This window comes from Prevotella lacticifex (assembly GCF_019973375.1).
Taxonomy (GTDB): domain Bacteria; phylum Bacteroidota; class Bacteroidia; order Bacteroidales; family Bacteroidaceae; genus Prevotella; species Prevotella lacticifex.
The window spans coordinates 1,741,292-1,757,417 of sequence record NZ_BPTV01000001.1 but is presented as its reverse complement, the minus strand read 5'-3'; the positions used below and the strand labels follow the sequence as shown (position 1 = coordinate 1,757,417).

At 45.4% G+C, this 16,126-nt stretch carries 15 protein-coding genes and 4 tRNA genes; 4 read left to right on the top strand and 15 right to left on the bottom strand.

Going from position 1 to position 16,126, the window contains the following annotated elements:
• The first annotated feature begins 5 nt into the window (after window positions 1-5).
• From LDN30_RS06905 to LDN30_RS06890, 4 genes are all read left to right on the top strand, one after another.
• Window positions 6-1,154, top strand: a complete 1,149-nt coding sequence (locus LDN30_RS06905; protein WP_223926014.1) for a DUF6057 family protein — start codon at window positions 6-8, stop codon at window positions 1,152-1,154.
• 202 nt (window positions 1,155-1,356) lie between these two features.
• On the top strand, window positions 1,357-3,048 hold the full coding sequence (locus LDN30_RS06900; RefSeq protein WP_223929082.1) for a bifunctional metallophosphatase/5'-nucleotidase: 1,692 nt from the start codon (window positions 1,357-1,359) through the stop codon (window positions 3,046-3,048).
• 40 nt (window positions 3,049-3,088) lie between these two features.
• A complete protein-coding gene (gene nudC / locus LDN30_RS06895; RefSeq protein ID WP_223926013.1) occupies window positions 3,089-3,892 on the top strand; it encodes an NAD(+) diphosphatase in 804 nt (267 codons plus the stop codon).
• 45 nt (window positions 3,893-3,937) lie between these two features.
• On the top strand, window positions 3,938-5,239 hold the full coding sequence (locus tag LDN30_RS06890; RefSeq protein WP_223926012.1) for an NCS2 family permease: 1,302 nt from the start codon (window positions 3,938-3,940) through the stop codon (window positions 5,237-5,239).
• Between the two features lie 139 nt (window positions 5,240-5,378).
• On the opposite strand, the gene hisC is transcribed toward LDN30_RS06890, so the two are convergent.
• From hisC to LDN30_RS06815, 15 genes are all read right to left on the bottom strand, one after another.
• Window positions 5,379-6,431, bottom strand: a complete 1,053-nt coding sequence (hisC, locus tag LDN30_RS06885; RefSeq protein WP_223929081.1) for a histidinol-phosphate transaminase — start codon at window positions 6,429-6,431, stop codon at window positions 5,379-5,381.
• A 30-nt stretch (window positions 6,432-6,461) separates the two neighbouring features.
• Window positions 6,462-7,745 (bottom strand): histidinol dehydrogenase, encoded by a 1,284-nt coding sequence (gene hisD, locus LDN30_RS06880; protein WP_223929080.1) that lies wholly within the window; start codon window positions 7,743-7,745, stop codon window positions 6,462-6,464.
• A 2-nt stretch (window positions 7,746-7,747) separates the two neighbouring features.
• Window positions 7,748-8,599: an ATP phosphoribosyltransferase gene (gene hisG / locus LDN30_RS06875; RefSeq protein ID WP_223926009.1), complete on the bottom strand. Its 852-nt coding sequence runs from the start codon at window positions 8,597-8,599 to the stop codon at window positions 7,748-7,750.
• A 71-nt stretch (window positions 8,600-8,670) separates the two neighbouring features.
• Window positions 8,671-9,009 carry a DUF488 domain-containing protein gene (locus LDN30_RS06870; protein ID WP_373316531.1) on the bottom strand — a complete coding sequence of 113 codons (339 nt, stop codon included), beginning with the start codon at window positions 9,007-9,009 and terminating at the stop codon, window positions 8,671-8,673.
• Between the two features lie 17 nt (window positions 9,010-9,026).
• On the bottom strand, window positions 9,027-9,566 hold the full coding sequence (locus tag LDN30_RS06865) for a 4'-phosphopantetheinyl transferase family protein (protein WP_223929079.1): 540 nt from the start codon (window positions 9,564-9,566) through the stop codon (window positions 9,027-9,029).
• Window positions 9,566-10,897: a gliding motility-associated protein GldE gene (gene gldE / locus LDN30_RS06860; protein ID WP_223929078.1), complete on the bottom strand. Its 1,332-nt coding sequence runs from the start codon at window positions 10,895-10,897 to the stop codon at window positions 9,566-9,568. The genes LDN30_RS06865 and gldE overlap by 1 nt, the downstream gene beginning before the upstream one ends.
• A 2-nt stretch (window positions 10,898-10,899) precedes the next feature.
• The gene (locus LDN30_RS06855) at window positions 10,900-11,319 is read right to left on the bottom strand and encodes a single-stranded DNA-binding protein (RefSeq protein ID WP_223926005.1); all 420 of its coding nucleotides are present in this window, start codon (window positions 11,317-11,319) and stop codon (window positions 10,900-10,902) included.
• Window positions 11,316-11,852 (bottom strand): hypothetical protein, encoded by a 537-nt coding sequence (locus tag LDN30_RS06850; protein WP_223926004.1) that lies wholly within the window; start codon window positions 11,850-11,852, stop codon window positions 11,316-11,318. Before LDN30_RS06850 ends, LDN30_RS06855 begins: the two co-directional genes overlap by 4 nt.
• 27 nt (window positions 11,853-11,879) lie before the next feature.
• Window positions 11,880-11,952 (bottom strand) — tRNA-Gly (locus LDN30_RS06845).
• Window positions 11,953-11,985: 33 nt separating this feature from the next.
• A tRNA-Leu gene (locus tag LDN30_RS06840) sits at window positions 11,986-12,069 on the bottom strand.
• 29 nt (window positions 12,070-12,098) lie between these two features.
• Window positions 12,099-12,180 (bottom strand) — tRNA-Leu (locus tag LDN30_RS06835).
• 47 nt (window positions 12,181-12,227) lie between these two features.
• Window positions 12,228-12,300: transfer RNA gene (locus tag LDN30_RS06830), tRNA-Gly, on the bottom strand.
• A gap of 121 nt (window positions 12,301-12,421) precedes the next feature.
• Entirely contained in the window at window positions 12,422-13,939 is a 1,518-nt protein-coding gene (locus LDN30_RS06825) for an MBOAT family O-acyltransferase (protein ID WP_223929077.1), read from the bottom strand.
• Between the two features lie 3 nt (window positions 13,940-13,942).
• Window positions 13,943-15,337 (bottom strand): GDSL-type esterase/lipase family protein, encoded by a 1,395-nt coding sequence (locus tag LDN30_RS06820; RefSeq protein WP_223926002.1) that lies wholly within the window; start codon window positions 15,335-15,337, stop codon window positions 13,943-13,945.
• Window positions 15,334-15,960: a TetR/AcrR family transcriptional regulator gene (locus LDN30_RS06815; protein WP_223926001.1), complete on the bottom strand. Its 627-nt coding sequence runs from the start codon at window positions 15,958-15,960 to the stop codon at window positions 15,334-15,336. Before LDN30_RS06815 ends, LDN30_RS06820 begins: the two co-directional genes overlap by 4 nt.
• Between the last annotated feature and the right edge of the window lie 166 nt (window positions 15,961-16,126).

Below are 16,126 nucleotides of genomic sequence, written 5' to 3'. Positions count from 1 at the left end.
GGATAATGGACATCAATAAACCCAAATACGGCACGAGCTCATACAGAGTGGCTTGTGCCGTAATCTTCGTTTCATTCAGCATCATTTATCTTTTCCATTACCAGACAAATGTGCTGGCTGCTGCACAGCATATAGCATCTGGTGGCAAGACACACTACGACCCCGTGATAGGTCCTCTGCTTATCATCGTGGCTACGGGTCTGCTCCAAAGAGGCGTCAGAGCTTTGTCGGGGCTCAGGGGCATCTTTCATGCTCTCACTTATTTCCCATCGTTTCTGATTATTACGATAATCACCGACCTGCCATCGAAAGCCGATAGAGAAATAAATTTCGGAGCATGGATATGGACGTTGCCATTGCTGCTGTTAGTATGGGCAGGGGCAGTTTATCTTGCCAAACAGTACCAGTCAATTGAAACTGACACAAGGGGTGGGGGACTGTTGTCGCAAGAAACGGGAATAAACATGACAATGATGCTTGCTATGATGGTCATGACGTGTCTCATCGGAAATCATAACCGCGAATTTCATCGCTGTATGGAAACTGAGTTCCTTATCAGCGAGAAGGAGTATGACAGAGCTATCGGGGCGGTCGAAGAATATAACTCAGACACCCAAAACCTTACAATCCTACGGGCCTATGCTTTGGCAAAAAAGCATAAGATAGGTGATGAAATGTTTAAGTTTCCCATTAGAACTAACTCTATAATTCCTTCATCTAAAGGATTTTACGCTGTCATTATACCGATGGACAATATCATCGGGGAATATAAAAGGAATATCGACTGGCAACTTACTGAGATGCTTGTTAAGAAAAACATCGGAGAATTCTATGACAATCTCGCGTTCTTCTATGGACTTGACAATAATGCAGTGGCTCCTGACAGCACGAAACAGAAATCTGCAAAGCCGGTAACGGTCAAGAAACAAAACGAATACCAGGACAGTCTTACAAGGATTAAATGGATGGCTTTGCCACTGCATTATAAAGAAGCTCTTGTTTTATATAACGACAAAGTAAGAAAGATTCGCCAAGACTTCCTTGATCCACAATTATTAAACTCTTACAACCAGTTCCTTCGAGCTGATAACGAAACTAAACTAAAGCGTTTCAAAGGTACTTTCTGGGTTTATTTCTACTTTAAGAACGAATAAAGTTTATCACTTTCTAATCACTGTTATGATAAATAGAAGTTTCCAAATATTGATATTGACATCATTTCTGAGTTTCTCGACATACATTAGCAATGCCGAATCCGGTATAAAAAGATATGCTGATAGCGAAGTCAGAAACGTCGAATCCGGTATAAAGATAGTTGCTGACGACGGAGTAAGTTATGCAGAATCAGACAAAAGGATGTCTGATGGCAATCAGATTACATTACACTTGATTGAGACATCAGATGTTCACGGATGTTTCTTTCCGTACGATTTCATCAGTGGCAAACCAAAAGCCGGCAGCTTGGCACGCGTCACAACTTACATCAAACAGTTGCGTAAGGAATCCGACAATAATGTTGTATTGCTCGACAATGGCGACATTCTCCAAGGCCAGCCAGTCTGTTACTATTCCAACTATGTCCGTTCAACGGCCCCCAACATTGCGGCTTCTGTCATCAATTATATGGGTTATGATGCAGAGACCGTCGGCAACCACGACATTGAGACCGGCCACGCTGTTTATGATAAATGGGCCGGCGAAGTAAATTGTCCGATGCTTGGTGCAAATACCATCAACACAACTACGAATCGCCCGTATTTTAAGCCTTATACCATTATTGATCGCTCTGGGGTGCGCATCGCCGTCATCGGCATGCTGACACCTGCCATTCCCAACTGGCTCGAGGAAAGATTGTGGCAGGGGCTCTATTTCGATGATATTGTCAAGTCGGCAGCTTACTGGACAAATTATGTGAAAGAACATGAACACCCCGACATGATTGTAGGACTGTTCCATTCTGGCTGGGAAGGTGGCATCAAAACTGATAAATACGTTGAAGACGAGGCGCAGATGGTGGCCGAAAAAGTTCCTGGATTCGACATTGTATTTTTCGGTCACGACCATAAGCCGCACAACAGTGTGGTGAAGGGTGCCGGCGGAAATGATGTCCTCTGTCTTGACCCTGCCAACAACGCCATACGTGTGGCTCAGGCAGACGTAAAACTGCAAAAGGATGAGAATGGAAAATACGAAATTGTGTCGAAAGCCGGGAAACTGGTTGATGTCATAGACTTTGAAGTTGATCCCGATTATATGTCTCATTTCAGCTCTGACATCGATTCTGTCAAAACTTGGGTCAACAGGAAGATCGGAGTTTTCAGCCACGCTATCTCCACACGCGACAGCTATTTCGGTAATTCAGCGTTCAACGACTTCATAATGAACATGCAGATGAAGATCACTGGTGCCGATATCACCTTCAATGCCCCGCTCTCGCTTGATGCGACCATTGATTCGGGTGCCGTAACTGTTGCCGATATGTTCAAATTATATAAATATGAGAATGGCATTTACGTCATGAGACTTACGGGAGAGGAAATCCAAAAATATCTCGAGATGAGCTACGACCAGTGGTGCAACACAATGAAAAGTCCCGATGATCATCTCCTGCTTTTCGCTACCGACACTCGCAATGACTCGCAGCGTATGGGATTTAAGAATCTATTCTTCAATTTCGATGCTGCTGCCGGTATCGACTATGTCGTCGACGTTACCAAGCCTGATGGGCAAAAGGTGAAAATCTTGCGCATGACGAACGGAAAGCTATTTGACAAACATAAATATTATAAAGTGGCAGTCAACAGTTATCGTGGAAATGGTGGCGGTGAACTGCTCACGAAAGGAGCTGGCATCCCGAAAGACAGTTTACAGAAACGGATAATATGGCGGAGCCAGTACGACCAGCGCCATTATCTCATGAAAGAAATAGAGAGCGAAGGCTATTGTAACCCTCAGCCAAACCACAACTGGAAATTCATTCCGGAGAAATGGACGAATGCTGCGGCTAAGCGCGACCGTCAACTTCTGTTCGGAATTAATGAGAAATAATTATTGCTCTCTCTATTAGTAACTTACACCAAAAAAGAATATGTATTTCTTTATATTTTGCAAGACCGATCTTGTTCTTCAAAAATTTGACGATGGAACCTATAGCATTCCCAATAGCGACCACTGCCCTATCCCGCTTAGCGAATGGCAGCACCTCCACAATATCACTCCAATGGAAGATGGTACCGAGGTTAGGACTGTGCAAATTGACGATCCGGAGCAGATCAAGCTTAGAACTGCCGGATTCACAGATGCCGAATTCGAATTCTGTCCATTAAGGAAATCATTCTATAAGCTGCCGAAGGAACTATACCTTAAAGCCGGTAAGTGTCAGGAGATTCTTTATTGGGACCAAAACACAAAATATTGTGGCGTTTGTGGTTCTCCGATGGTCATGCATACCGACATCTCAAAGCGCTGTCCAAATTGTGGGAAGGAAATATGGCCGGAGTTGGCCACTGCAATCATCGTGCTCATACATAAAGACGATGATGTACTCCTTGTCCACGCCCGCAACTTCAAAGGTGATTTCTATGGACTTGTGGCCGGTTTTGTCGAGACTGGGGAGACCCTTGAAGAGGCTGTTCACCGGGAAGTTATGGAAGAAACAGGAATTACAATCAAGAATCTTAAATATTTTGGCTCTCAGCCGTGGCCTTACCCTTGTGGACTTATGGTGGGATTCAATGCTGAATATGTCGATGGCTCGATACATTTGCAAAAGTCGGAGCTCTCAAAGGGGAGCTGGTTCAGATACGATAACCTGCCGACGATACCCGAGAAGTTATCGATAGCCCGCAAGCTTATCGACAATTGGTTGGCTGGTTATAATCATGAGAAATAATGTTATTCACAAACGAATTAGACAATTAACAAAAATACTTCAACGATGAAATTTATTGAGAAAGCATTTGGTTTCAATCCAAGTACAATGCAGCTTAAGACAGAGCTGATAGCTGGTGCCACTACCTTCCTGACGATGTCTTATGTCTTGGCAGTTAATCCGGCGGTCTTGTCAGCGACAGGCATGGATCGCGGGGCATTGTTCACTTCTACAGCAATTGTTTCGGCCATAGCCACTCTTCTGCTGGCTATCATGGCAAAACTTCCATTTGCTCAGGCTCCTTCAATGGGTCTCAACGCATTCTTTGCATACACTATGTGTCAGGCTATGGGATACACATGGCAGCAGAGTCTGGCTATAATGCTCGTCGAGGGTGTTGTATTCATTATTATTACCTTTTTTAATATCAGAGAAATGATCCTTAACAGTATTCCCGAGACCCTGCGCTACGCCATTTCGGCCGGAATTGGAATGTTCATAGCTTTTATCGGATTGAAGAATGCTGGAATCATCGTTGCAAAACAAGGCACATTCGTTGGTCTGGGACAGTTCACCCCCACGTGTCTTCTTGGTATCTTTGCTATCTTGACGAGTGGTATCCTTATGGCACGTAATGTAAAGGGATCGCTTTTCTGGAGTATAATATTGACGACTATAGTAGGAATCCCATTCGGAGTGACAAGTCTTCCTGATAATTGGATTCCAGTTTCCATGCCACAGGATCTTTCTCCGATTTTCTGCAAGTTCACCTTCGACGGTATCATCAATCTTAAAACGTTTCTCGTAATCTTTTCTCTGCTCATTGTAAACATTTTCGACACCATCGGCACCCTTATGGGATTGGCCGAGAAAACCGGTATCGTTCGTCCCGACGGCTCCATTCCTCATGTCAAGGAAGCGATGATGAGCGATGCCATTGGCACCACTTGCGGTGCTTTCTTCGGTTCGAGTACCATCACCACCTATGTCGAAAGTGCGAGTGGTATTGCTGAAGGCGGTAAGAGCGGAGTGACATCGTTCACCGTCAGTATGTTCTTCCTTATAGCCCTTTTCCTCTCACCTGTATTCCTTCTCATTCCGAGTGCTGCCACCAGTGGAGCCCTTGTCATGGTTGGTGTCCTCATGCTCGACTCAATAAAGGAGATTGACCTAAAGGATCTTAGCGAGTCATTCCCCGCCTTCATAACAATGATAACAATGGTACTCACTTACAGTATTGCCGACGGAATCTGTCTCGGAATATTGTCGTATGTTTTCATTAAACTCTTTACCGGCAAATACAGTCAGCTTAACCCCACCCTTTGCGTCTTATCCGTACTGTTTATTATTAATTTCATGTTCGGTTGAGAAAGTAAAGCTTAGGAGCTAAATATAGAATGCTATAGGAAAGCATAGGTATCGATAGAAAAAGAGCGAGGGGCGAACAGCCCCTCACTCTACCTATCCCCTTGCAAATGGATAATTTTGAATCCTTTGATGTATAGGACTATGCTTTATGGGCTTCGGAGAACTGGCGGATGGCTCCTATGAGTTCGGCATTTTCGCTACGGGTGCCGATGGTTACTCTCAGACAGTTATTGCATAGCCTGACACGAGTGCGGTTGCGAACGATGATGCCTTTCTCGACGAGATAGTCGTAGACCGCTTGAGCGTCGTCCATCTTGGCCAGGAAGAAATTGGCATCGGTGGGATAAACCCGCTCACAGATAGGCAGGTCGCGGAAAGCTTTAATCATATGGGTCCGCTCCATTAGAATCAGCCTCAGCCATTCATGAACATCAGAATAATCGTCGATTATCTCCAGGGCTTTCTTCTGCGTGAGAGCATTGATGTTGTAAGGATATTTGACCTTATTGAACAAGTTGATAATCTCTTTGCCGGCGAAAGCCATTCCCAGTCGGATGGCAGCGCATCCCCACGCTTTGCTGAAAGTATTCAGTACGATGATGTTTGGATACTTTTTAAGTTCGGACCGGAAATTCTTCTCGCGTGAGAAATCGGAATAAGCCTCGTCAATGATAACTATACCATCGGAATTCGTTATGACCTTAACTATCTCCTCCCTGCTGATATTGTTGCCCGAAGGATTGTTCGGCGAGCAAATCCATACTAATTTTGTATGATCATCGCATGCGTCAAGAATCTTTGAAGCCGACATCTGGAAATTGTCGTCAAGCAGTACCGGTCTGTATTCAACATCGTTGAGGTCGGCACAAACCTTATACATTCCGTATGTTGGTTCTATGGCGACTACATTATCGATCCTCGGCTCGCAGAAGACACGATAGCACAGATCGATGGCCTCGTCGCTTCCGTTTCCAAGGAAGATGCACTCGGGATTGACATCCTTTATGTTGGCAATTTTCTCTTTAACATCAATCTGTAATGGATCGGGATAGCGGTTATATGGCTTGTTGTATGGGTTCTCATTAGCATCGAGAAATACATGCGCCGTGTGGCCGGCATATTCGTTCCTCGCCGAACTGTAAGGTGCAAGTTTCCAAATGTTTGGTCTCACCAAATTCTGTAATTCCTTCATTGGCCCAAAAGATATTTATTCAAAATATTGTTATTTCAGACTATCCATGCGTAGCCTCATTGCATTGGCGTGGCCTTCGAGCTGTTCATTCTCAGCCATTGTAACAACGGCTTGTCCGATACTTCTTATTCCATCTTCGGTGAGATACTGGAAGGTTATCTTACGGTTATAGCTGTCGAGGTTCACACCGTTATAGGCCAGTGCATACCGGTGGGTCGGGAGCGTGTGGTTCGTTCCGCTGGCATAGTCACCTGCACTTTCGCAAGCATATTTCCCGAGGAATACGCTGCCCGCATTGACCACTTTTTCCGACAGTTGCTCATAGTCTTTTGTGGCAATGATAAGATGCTCTGGGGCATAGCTATTGCTCAGCTCGATTGCTTCGTCAGTGTCGTGGACGAGAACGAGCTTTGAATTCTCAAGAGTTTTTGCTGCTATCTCCCTACGTGGTAGTTTCTTTAGCTGAAGTTCAATCTCCTTGCTTACGGCATCGAGCATACTTTCCGACGTGGTTATCAAAATAACCTGCGAGTCTACTCCATGCTCAGCCTGGCTGAGCAAGTCGGCGGCAACGAACTCTACATTGCTGTCTTCATCAGCGATTACGCACACCTCGGATGGTCCGGCTGGCATGTCTATAGCAACATCATGCAGTGACACCTGCTGTTTGGCTGCCATAACATACTGGTTTCCGGGGCCAAAAATCTTATAGACTTTCGGTACTGATTCCGTGCCGTAGGCCATAGCGCCGATAGCCTGTACACCTCCAATTTTGAATATCCGTTCCACTCCTGCTATCTTTGCTGCTGCCAGGATTGCGGGGTTTACCCTACCCTCCTTGTCGGGTGGCGTACAGAGAACTATCTCGGGGCAACCGGCAATCTTTGCTGGGGTGGCCAGCATCAGAACTGTGGAAAACAGCGGTGCAGTTCCTCCGGGGATATAGAGTCCGACCTTCTGAATGGGAACGCTTTTCTGCCAACAGGTTACTCCGTTGACAGTGACGATTTTCTTTCCATCGAATTTTTGCGATTCATGGAACTTCGCTATGTTGTTGTGTGCGATGACCAATGAGTCGTAGAGCTCTTTCGAAATCAGGCTCATGGCCTCCTCTTTCTCTTCGGTTGTTACTTCGATTTCGTCTAAAGAGGCATGGTCGAACTTTTCCTCATACTTACGAACGGCTTTATCGCCATTCTCTTTTATATCTGAAAGCACACCATTCACGGTGGCGTTAAGTTGGCTCAAGTCGAGATGGGGCCGCCGGACGATTCCTTCCCAAGAGTCTTTTTGCGGATACTTGATTATCTTCATTTTTATAGTATCATTTTCTCAATAGGAGTGACAAGGATGCCCTGCGCTCCTAATTCCTTCAGTTTGTTGATGATTTCCCAAAAACGTTTCTCGTCCAAAACCGTGTGTATTGAGCACCATTCGGGGTCGGCGAGGGGAATGATAGTAGGACTCTTAATGCCGGGCAGCACTTCGGTAATGGCCTTCACCTTGTCCTTTGGGGCGTTCATCATCACATATTTCTTGTCGCGGGCCGACCTTACAGCTTCGAAACGGAAGAGCATCTCGTTGATTACGCTGTGCTTGTCCTCGTCCATGTTCCAGTTTCCGATGAGGAGAGCCTCACTGTGCATTACGACCTCGACTTCCTTAAGGTTGTTGCTTACAAGTGTGGAACCCGATGAGACGATGTCGAAGATACCGTCGGCGAGTCCTATGCCCGGACTAATCTCCACGGAGCCAGTAATGACGTGTATATCGGCATTGATGCCGTTGTCATTCATGAACTTCCGGAGGATATTAGGATATGACGTAGCTATTTTTTTGCCGTTGAACCACTGTAGTCCGTTGTAGTCAATCGACTTGGGTATAGCAAGACTAAGCCGGCATTTGCTGAATCCAAGACGGGATATGATTTGTGCATTTTCCTGATGCTCCACAAACTCGTTTTCACCTACGATGCCGATGTCTGCCACGCCGCTGGCTACTGTCTGTGGGATGTCGTCATCGCGAAGATAGAGCACCTCTATGGGGAAATTGCTTGACTGCACCAAAAGAGTTCTCTTGCTGGAAGGAACCTTGATGTCGGCTTCCGACAGAAGATTCATTGTGTCATCGAAAAGACGTCCTTTCGATTGTACTGCTATTCTTAACATTTATCGTATTTTTGTTCTTTTGCTATCAGTTTGCAAAATTAATAAATTGATAGCAAAGTTCCAAAAATATTTCAATGTTTTAATAAAGAACACAGTACCACAGCGTTATTGTGTTCAGTGTCCTTGGCTGCAAAAAGCAACGTTACAGCAGGCTTTGACTGCATCTCAGCTGAAAACTGCGAAAAGGCATCGTTGTTTTCCAGCTCATGCTTATACCTCTCGCAGAACTCGTCCCACTTGTTCACATCGTGGGCAAACCACTTGCGGAGTTCGTTGCTCGGGGCAATGTTTTTCTCCCAAAGATCGATTCTTGCTGCGTCCTTCTTTATGCCTCGCGGCCATAATCTGTCGACGAGCACGCGATAGCCATCAGCCTCGGATGGCTCATCATAGATTCTTTTAATAGATATTTTCATTTTATCAGATATTAATCCTCTTCTGCCAAAGTCGTCCACACCATTATATATCCTGGTGTCATACATGTGTTGATTGGTACCGACCGACGCCGGACAATATTCTCTACGCTGTCGCGTGCAGGACTGACTTTCATCTGCTGATATGTCAGGTCGTCGGAAGAAAAAAGTTTATACACAGCTTCCTTTGCGCACCAGCTGATGAGAGCATCGTCGACCGATGTCGTAGTCTCGTCATCTCGAAGAAATCGCTCAACGATCCTCATTATTCGGTTGCTGCGGTATTCGATGTCGATACCTACCTTATGATGCTTTGCGATGATTATGGCTATGTAACCGTCCTGCTTGTTCAGAGTGTGTGAGATGCTGATATTATAGCCGTCGATTTCCGGCTTTCCGTCAGAATTATGGCTTAACGCCACATCATCACCGAGAAGTTGCTGCAGCATGCTCTTTTCGGCCTTGTGCTCGTTCTCTCTCGCTGTCAGCTTTGGGTCTTTTTCAATTTTGTCTATAGCGATGATGATATCTTTATAATCCGTTATCCTCATCATTATTTATCGGCATCTTTTTTGTCGTTATTTGGATGAATCGTCACCTTCACCTTACTTATCCGGCGCTCTTCAATGCCAAGGACCTCAAATTCATAATTTTTATATTCCACCTTCTCGTGCAGACTGAGGAAGTCACCCTTAATCTCGAGTAGCAGTCCGGCCAACGTGTCGGCATCACCCTCAACATCGCTGAATTCATCGTCATCGATATTGAGAATCTTCGTGAAATCGCTTAGGAGAGTCTTACCTTCAAAGAGGTAAGTGTTATAACTTAATTTAGAATATGTCGTTTCTTCCTCATCATACTCGTCATTAATCTCACCTACAATTTCTTCAAGTATATCCTCGAGCGTGACGAGTCCGCTTGTCCCTCCGAATTCGTCCACAACGATAGCGATATGGACCTTGTTCTCCTGGAACTCACGCAGCAAATCGTCAATCTTCTTCGTCTCAGGAACGAAATAAGGCGGACGGATGAGGCTCTGCCATCTGAAGTTGTCGGGTTTTGATAGGTGCGGCAACAAGTCCTTGATGTAGAGTATTCCCCTGATGTTGTCCTCATTGTCTTGATAAACCGGTATTCGGGAGTAATTATTGTCTACGATGCACTTCAGTACCTCTTTGTAGGAGCAATGAATGTCGAGGTCTACGATGTCTTGCCGTGACGTCATTACCTCTTTTGCCGTTTCGTCGCCGAATCTGATTATTCCTTTGAGCATACTCTGCTCGTCACGAATATCGGCGCTGTCGGTAAGCTCAAGAGCCTGCTCAAGATCGTCGACCGAGAGTTGGTGAGATTCCTTCTGAATGACTTTCTCTGCGAAGTTTCCGCTCTTGAGCAGAATATTCTCTATCGGCCAGAATATACGGCGCAGGAAGAGGATGCCCCTTACTGCCTTTCTACAGAACGACAACGGATTCTGCCGACTGTACACCTTCGGCATAATTTCGCCGAAAAGTAGCAGAAGGAATGTCAGCAGAACAGTAATGCAGACGAACTCCAACCATGCAGCATGGAATGTTATGACCCTGGCAAATGCATAGTTGAGCAACATAATTATCGTCACATTGACAAGATTGTTTGTGATGAGAATCGTTGCAAGCGTACGCTCACTGTCCTCTCTGAGCATATTGATTTTCTTGTCAGTATCAGTCTTCTGTTGCTCAACTTCGTTGATGTCGCTTGGCGACAGACTGAAAAACGCTATTTCGGAGCCACTGGCAAATCCCGACAACACCAGGAGAACTGCTGCCAGAATGAAAGCAATTATTGCTCCTGCTGATATTGGCTCGGTAGTGACTAAAGAAGAAATATCGACTAAAGGAATCATTATCAAAATGGGAGTTTTTCCGGATTATCCAATGAAGGTTGCTGTGGTGCAGGAGAAGACTCAGATTCGTCGGCCGTTGTACCCTGCTGCATGCGCTTTGGGGTGAGGAGCTCCATGTTCTCGGCATAGATCTCGGTTATGGTTCGTCTCTGCCCCCGCTTGTCGTCATAACTACGGTTTCTTAACCGTCCTTCGACATATAGCTTGTCGCCCTTATGAACATATTTGTCAACAATCTTGGCCAGACCGTGATAGAATATGACGTTATGCCAGTCGGTTCTGTCAGGAACCTTTGTCCCATTCTGTAGGGTGTATCCGCGTTCTGTGGTAGCGAGACGCACTCTCGCTACACATTGTTCGTTGTCAAAATAATGAACTTCAGGATCCTGACCGACATTTCCTATGAGCATAGCCTTGTTCATTTCCACATACCGAGGTATTTGAAACTGAAACTCTTTCCTTTTGCCGATGGGAACTGGCTTCTGTGGTCGACGCGCGTTTGAAGATAATCGACAATCCTATTGTAGCAGTCGAGACCAGAAACAGCTTTGCAGCGTGCCACGAAATGAGTGTCGCGGTATTCGTGTTTTCCAGTAGTAGGAATCAAGACTACACGCTTGAAGTCGAGCGAGCCCTCATACCATCCCTCACGCTCATTCTTAAGCTGGAGGATGGTCTCGTTTGTCTCACGACGATTGCCGTCGTTCGGACGCAGAGCCTTCTTCTCCTTGAAGTCCTGCATTGTCTGAGCCTCAGTCTTGATGATAATGAAATATACATGTGGACGGACTTTGCAGCGTTTTGGGAATGTCACATCGCTGTCAACATAACTCCGTATTTCATCCTCCATATTCTTGTCGAGTGGAATTTCTGGAATAGAAGCTAAAAAATCAAGTGCTTCGTCTGCATTGTGAACCAATGCCTCAGTGTCGAAAAATCTTATGTATAAATTCATTAATCGATTGTTTAATTTCATTTTCTGAGCGGCAAACGGGACTCGGACCCGCGACCTCGACCTTGGCAAGGTCGCGCTCTACCAACTGAGCTATTGCCGCAAAATTGAAATTATGTTTATGTAATTAAAAATGTGAAGAGGAGGAGACTCGAACTCCCACGATACAATTATCACTACCCCCTCAAAGTAGCGCGTCTACCAATTCCGCCACCTCTCCAACATATTGTTGAATCTTAAATAAGCTTGTGCCCAGAACAGGACTCGAACCTGCACGTTGTGAAACACACGCACCTGAAACGTGCGCGTCTACCAATTCCGCCACCTGGGCATTACACAATTGCTTATGTAAAAGATGTCATATTCAAGATTCCAAAGAGCGGCAAACGGGACTCGGACCCGCGACCTCGACCTTGGCAAGGTCGCGCTCTACCAACTGAGCTATTGCCGCGTTTCTTGTTTTCACAAGTGCATTTCTCTAAATGCGGTTGCAAAGGTACAGCTTTTTTTCGAACCTGCAATAGTTTTCATAAGAAAATTTTTGTATTTAACGTTAGTTAACGATTACTTCTTTAGAACTGTAGATAGATAAATGGCTGTATGTCGCTGGATTTCACTTGCATAGCAAGATATATGACAAAAGTGATGGCTAAAGCGCAAACAACCACCCCACCCTTTTCAAAGAGCTTAATTATCTTTTCCTGCCATGCGTCGGGAATCCAGTGAGTGATGAGCGCAAAGACTATTAAAGCAATCACAAACTTGTATGCGGCGACGATCGCAGGGAACAATGTTATGTCGAATTTCGTAAAAAGTTGCTTTATCAGTAGTGCTGCGGCATTAAAATCCTGCGAGCGGAAGAAAATCCACAGGAATGTCACTATGTGAAACGTGATGATAACGGAGAAAAATCTGCGGAGGCCGGAGGGGTGATAATGCCGGTCGTGATGCATGATGGTCTGGGAGAAGAATTTGTGTATGCACACTCCAAGTCCATGGAGCGTTCCCCACAACACGAAATTCAATGATGCTCCATGCCACAGTCCGCAGAGCGTCATGGCAATCATCTGATTCATGTACATGCGCACTTTTCCTTTTCTGTTTCCCCCTAAAGATATATATATGTAGTCGCGAATCCACGACGACAGCGAAATATGCCATCTCCGCCAGAAATCGCTGAGCGAGTCGGCTTTGTATGGCGCATTGAAGTTGGCAGGGATATTGAATCCCAACAACGCTGATATTCCAATGGCCATGTCGCTATAGCCGGAAAAATCGCAATAGAGCTGAATACTGTAGCCATAGAGAGCCATCAGAATCTCCCCACCCGAGAAGAGCGTAGGATTGTCGAACACTCGGCTGACGAAGTTTACGCTGATATAATCGCTTATGACCATTTTCTTGAATAAGCCGATTACTATCAGATAGGCTCCGAAGGCCAGCATGTGCTTCGAAATACTGAGCGGCTTTCTTATTTGTGGAATGAAATCTGTGGCTCTGACGATAGGGCCGGCCAAGAGTACTGGGAAGAAACTGACGTAGAATGCATAATCGAGCAGACTGTCCACGGGTTTCATCTTGCCGCGGTATACATCGACAGTATATGATATGCTCTTAAAGGTAAAGAATGAGATTCCTGCCGGTAAGAAAATGTCCCAAGGCTGGAAATTCTCACCAATCATCTGTGCAATCATTCCCGTGAAGAAGTTGGTGTACTTAAAGAATGCCAGGAGTCCGAGATCTATGACGATACTCAGAATAAGCCATAGCCTCGCTTGGCGGCTCCGTCCGTTCTGCGGCTCTCCGCCATCGGTTTCTTCCGGTTCGTGGGTCTGCGCTATCCTCTTGCCTATAATCCAGTCGCTGACTGTAACTATTGCCAAAAGGCAGAAATACAGCCCTGAGCTCTTATAATAGAAATAATAAGAGAAGAGCGTGACGAATATCAGCCGTGCCGTCGACTTGTTTTTCAAGGCACAATAAATCAGTGCCAGGAAAAGAAAGAGGAAGAGGAACAGTCCTGTATTAAACAGAAGAGGCTCCTTTGGGTTATATTGAAGTAAGTCGAGTATTTTCTGAAGTATTTCCATGTCTTATTTCTCGTTTTCCAGCTTCTTCCGCCGGATATAGTTTTTTTCTGCTGCTACAAAAGAGTTGAACATCTGTCGGGCTATGATCTTTCCTCCGCCATGGCTTACATGCACATAGTCGGATGAACTCATTCCCTTGTCGTGAAGTTTGGCCATAGAGCCTTCGCCGCCCATGGCATGGAACAGACTGTAGAATCCCACTCTCTCCTCGGCGGCGAGTTCTTTCTGATAGCCTTCCAAGGCTTTGATATTCGGCATCGTAGCCCCACCCTCCTTACTGCCTCTGTCGGGTGTGCTCACAACGAGGATGCTTGCTTGCGGATAGCAGCGACGGAATTTACGTATAACATTCCTCATCTGAGCGAGATAGTCGCGCATATCCTTTGTCGTCGAATTATCTTTGACGGCATTTACGCCAAATTGCAGTATAATAAGGTCGTACGGCCTTATGGCATTGAATTCACGGAGCGTGTTATCGGGGATATTTGCAAGCGTAGTGCCCGTTGAGCCTCGCATACTGAAATTGTCGATAGTGATGCCATCGTTGCCTTCAAGGGCTGCACCGAAGAGTATTGCCGGACCGTTGACGGTGAATTTCGCCATCGCCGCCCGCCCTGGGATCTCGGTCTTTTGTAGACTTCCCGATTCATTGAAAGTCCAAGACAGCCAAGGATTTGCATCCGTTTTACCCTTTACTGTCGTCTGCCTGAGCGGACGGAAATAGAATGTCGAATTGGTCCAATGAGCCGCATGAGGGAATGTCTTGGTAGCTTTGAGGGTCACCGAAGCCGAGCCTCCGGTAGTGTAGTAGCGCTCAGCTATTCCGGCCTCAGCGACATTATAGTTCTGCGCTTTCATGACCATATGCTCATCCATCCCGCTGAATTCGGTTTGTATAGACCGCTTATATTGTTCAAGGTCGTTGCCGGCGTCGATCCATCCCACTCCGCATCCACCGTATGTGGCTTGCATATTCTCACGCAAGTCGGCAACAAGGATGTCGGCCTCAATGAAGCTGTCGCCGTAGTAGGCTACCCTCACGGGACGACCATTCAGCTTGTGCCTTGCCGTTGAGTCGACCATAGCGTAGAAGTGGTCCATGCCACCGGCATTTTCCTCACTATAGTCCAATATCGGCTGAACGCCTTTGGGCCAAACCTCCTTAAAATCAATGAGTTTCCCGTTCTTGCCGTGAGCATAAATCTGCTTGGGGTCTTTCGGCTTTGGTATCACGTCTATCGACTCATTGTCGCCGGGAAGGTTAATCAGCTGACTGAGGATATTGATCTTTCTTGGCTGCAAGCCGAAGATAGAGTACTGTGGAAGAAAATGAAGCGCCATCAGAAAAATGACGACGAGGGCTACTAATATAAAGGTTCTGAATGAATTTCCTCTCATTTCTTTTCTGTCAAGTTTTGCATTAAGCTATCCAATTGCTTGAGTCCGTGCGGAGTACAGACACCTCGCAGGAGAATCATTACGGAACTACGGAACATGTCCTTTACGTCGTTTTTGGTGTAGAGTTTCTCACTCATAATATATTGCATGGCACCATCAATAATGGTGTTAAGTAGCTTATAGTCAACACCTGCGATGAAATATCCTTGACCTACGCCTTTCTCGAAGAAATCTATCCTTTCAAAGAGTCCCTTCTCCTTTTTCTCTCGTAGGAAATTCTTTACGCTCTCGTAGGTGTTGATATCCTCGAAAAACTGCGGGTTAATACTGCTGAATTGCTTTAACCGCTGGCGGTAGCCCTCAAAAATCACCTCTATTGGGTTGGCGCCGTTGGTCAGTAATGTTGAGATTCTATTTCTGTCCCTCTCTATTCCCGTTTTTACGACATCCATCAACAACTCTTCCTTGTTATCATAAATTTCGTATAGAGTGCGCTTGGATATTGAGAGCGATCGCGCTATATCGTCCATTCTCACCATGCGGATTCCCTGTTCTACAAACATACTTGTAGCAGCCTCGAGAATCCTGGCTTTCAGCTTTTGACGATGAGAAATATTTTGCATATTATACACATTTAATTTTGACGTTGCAAAATTACAATTTTCCCTATTAATTGCAAAATAATAATATGTATTTCGTCTAATGTATGATAAAATACGGCTGCAAATGTAGTATCGACAAAATAAAATTGCTTAATTATTAATGTGTGTACGCTTTTTTGCGTAACTT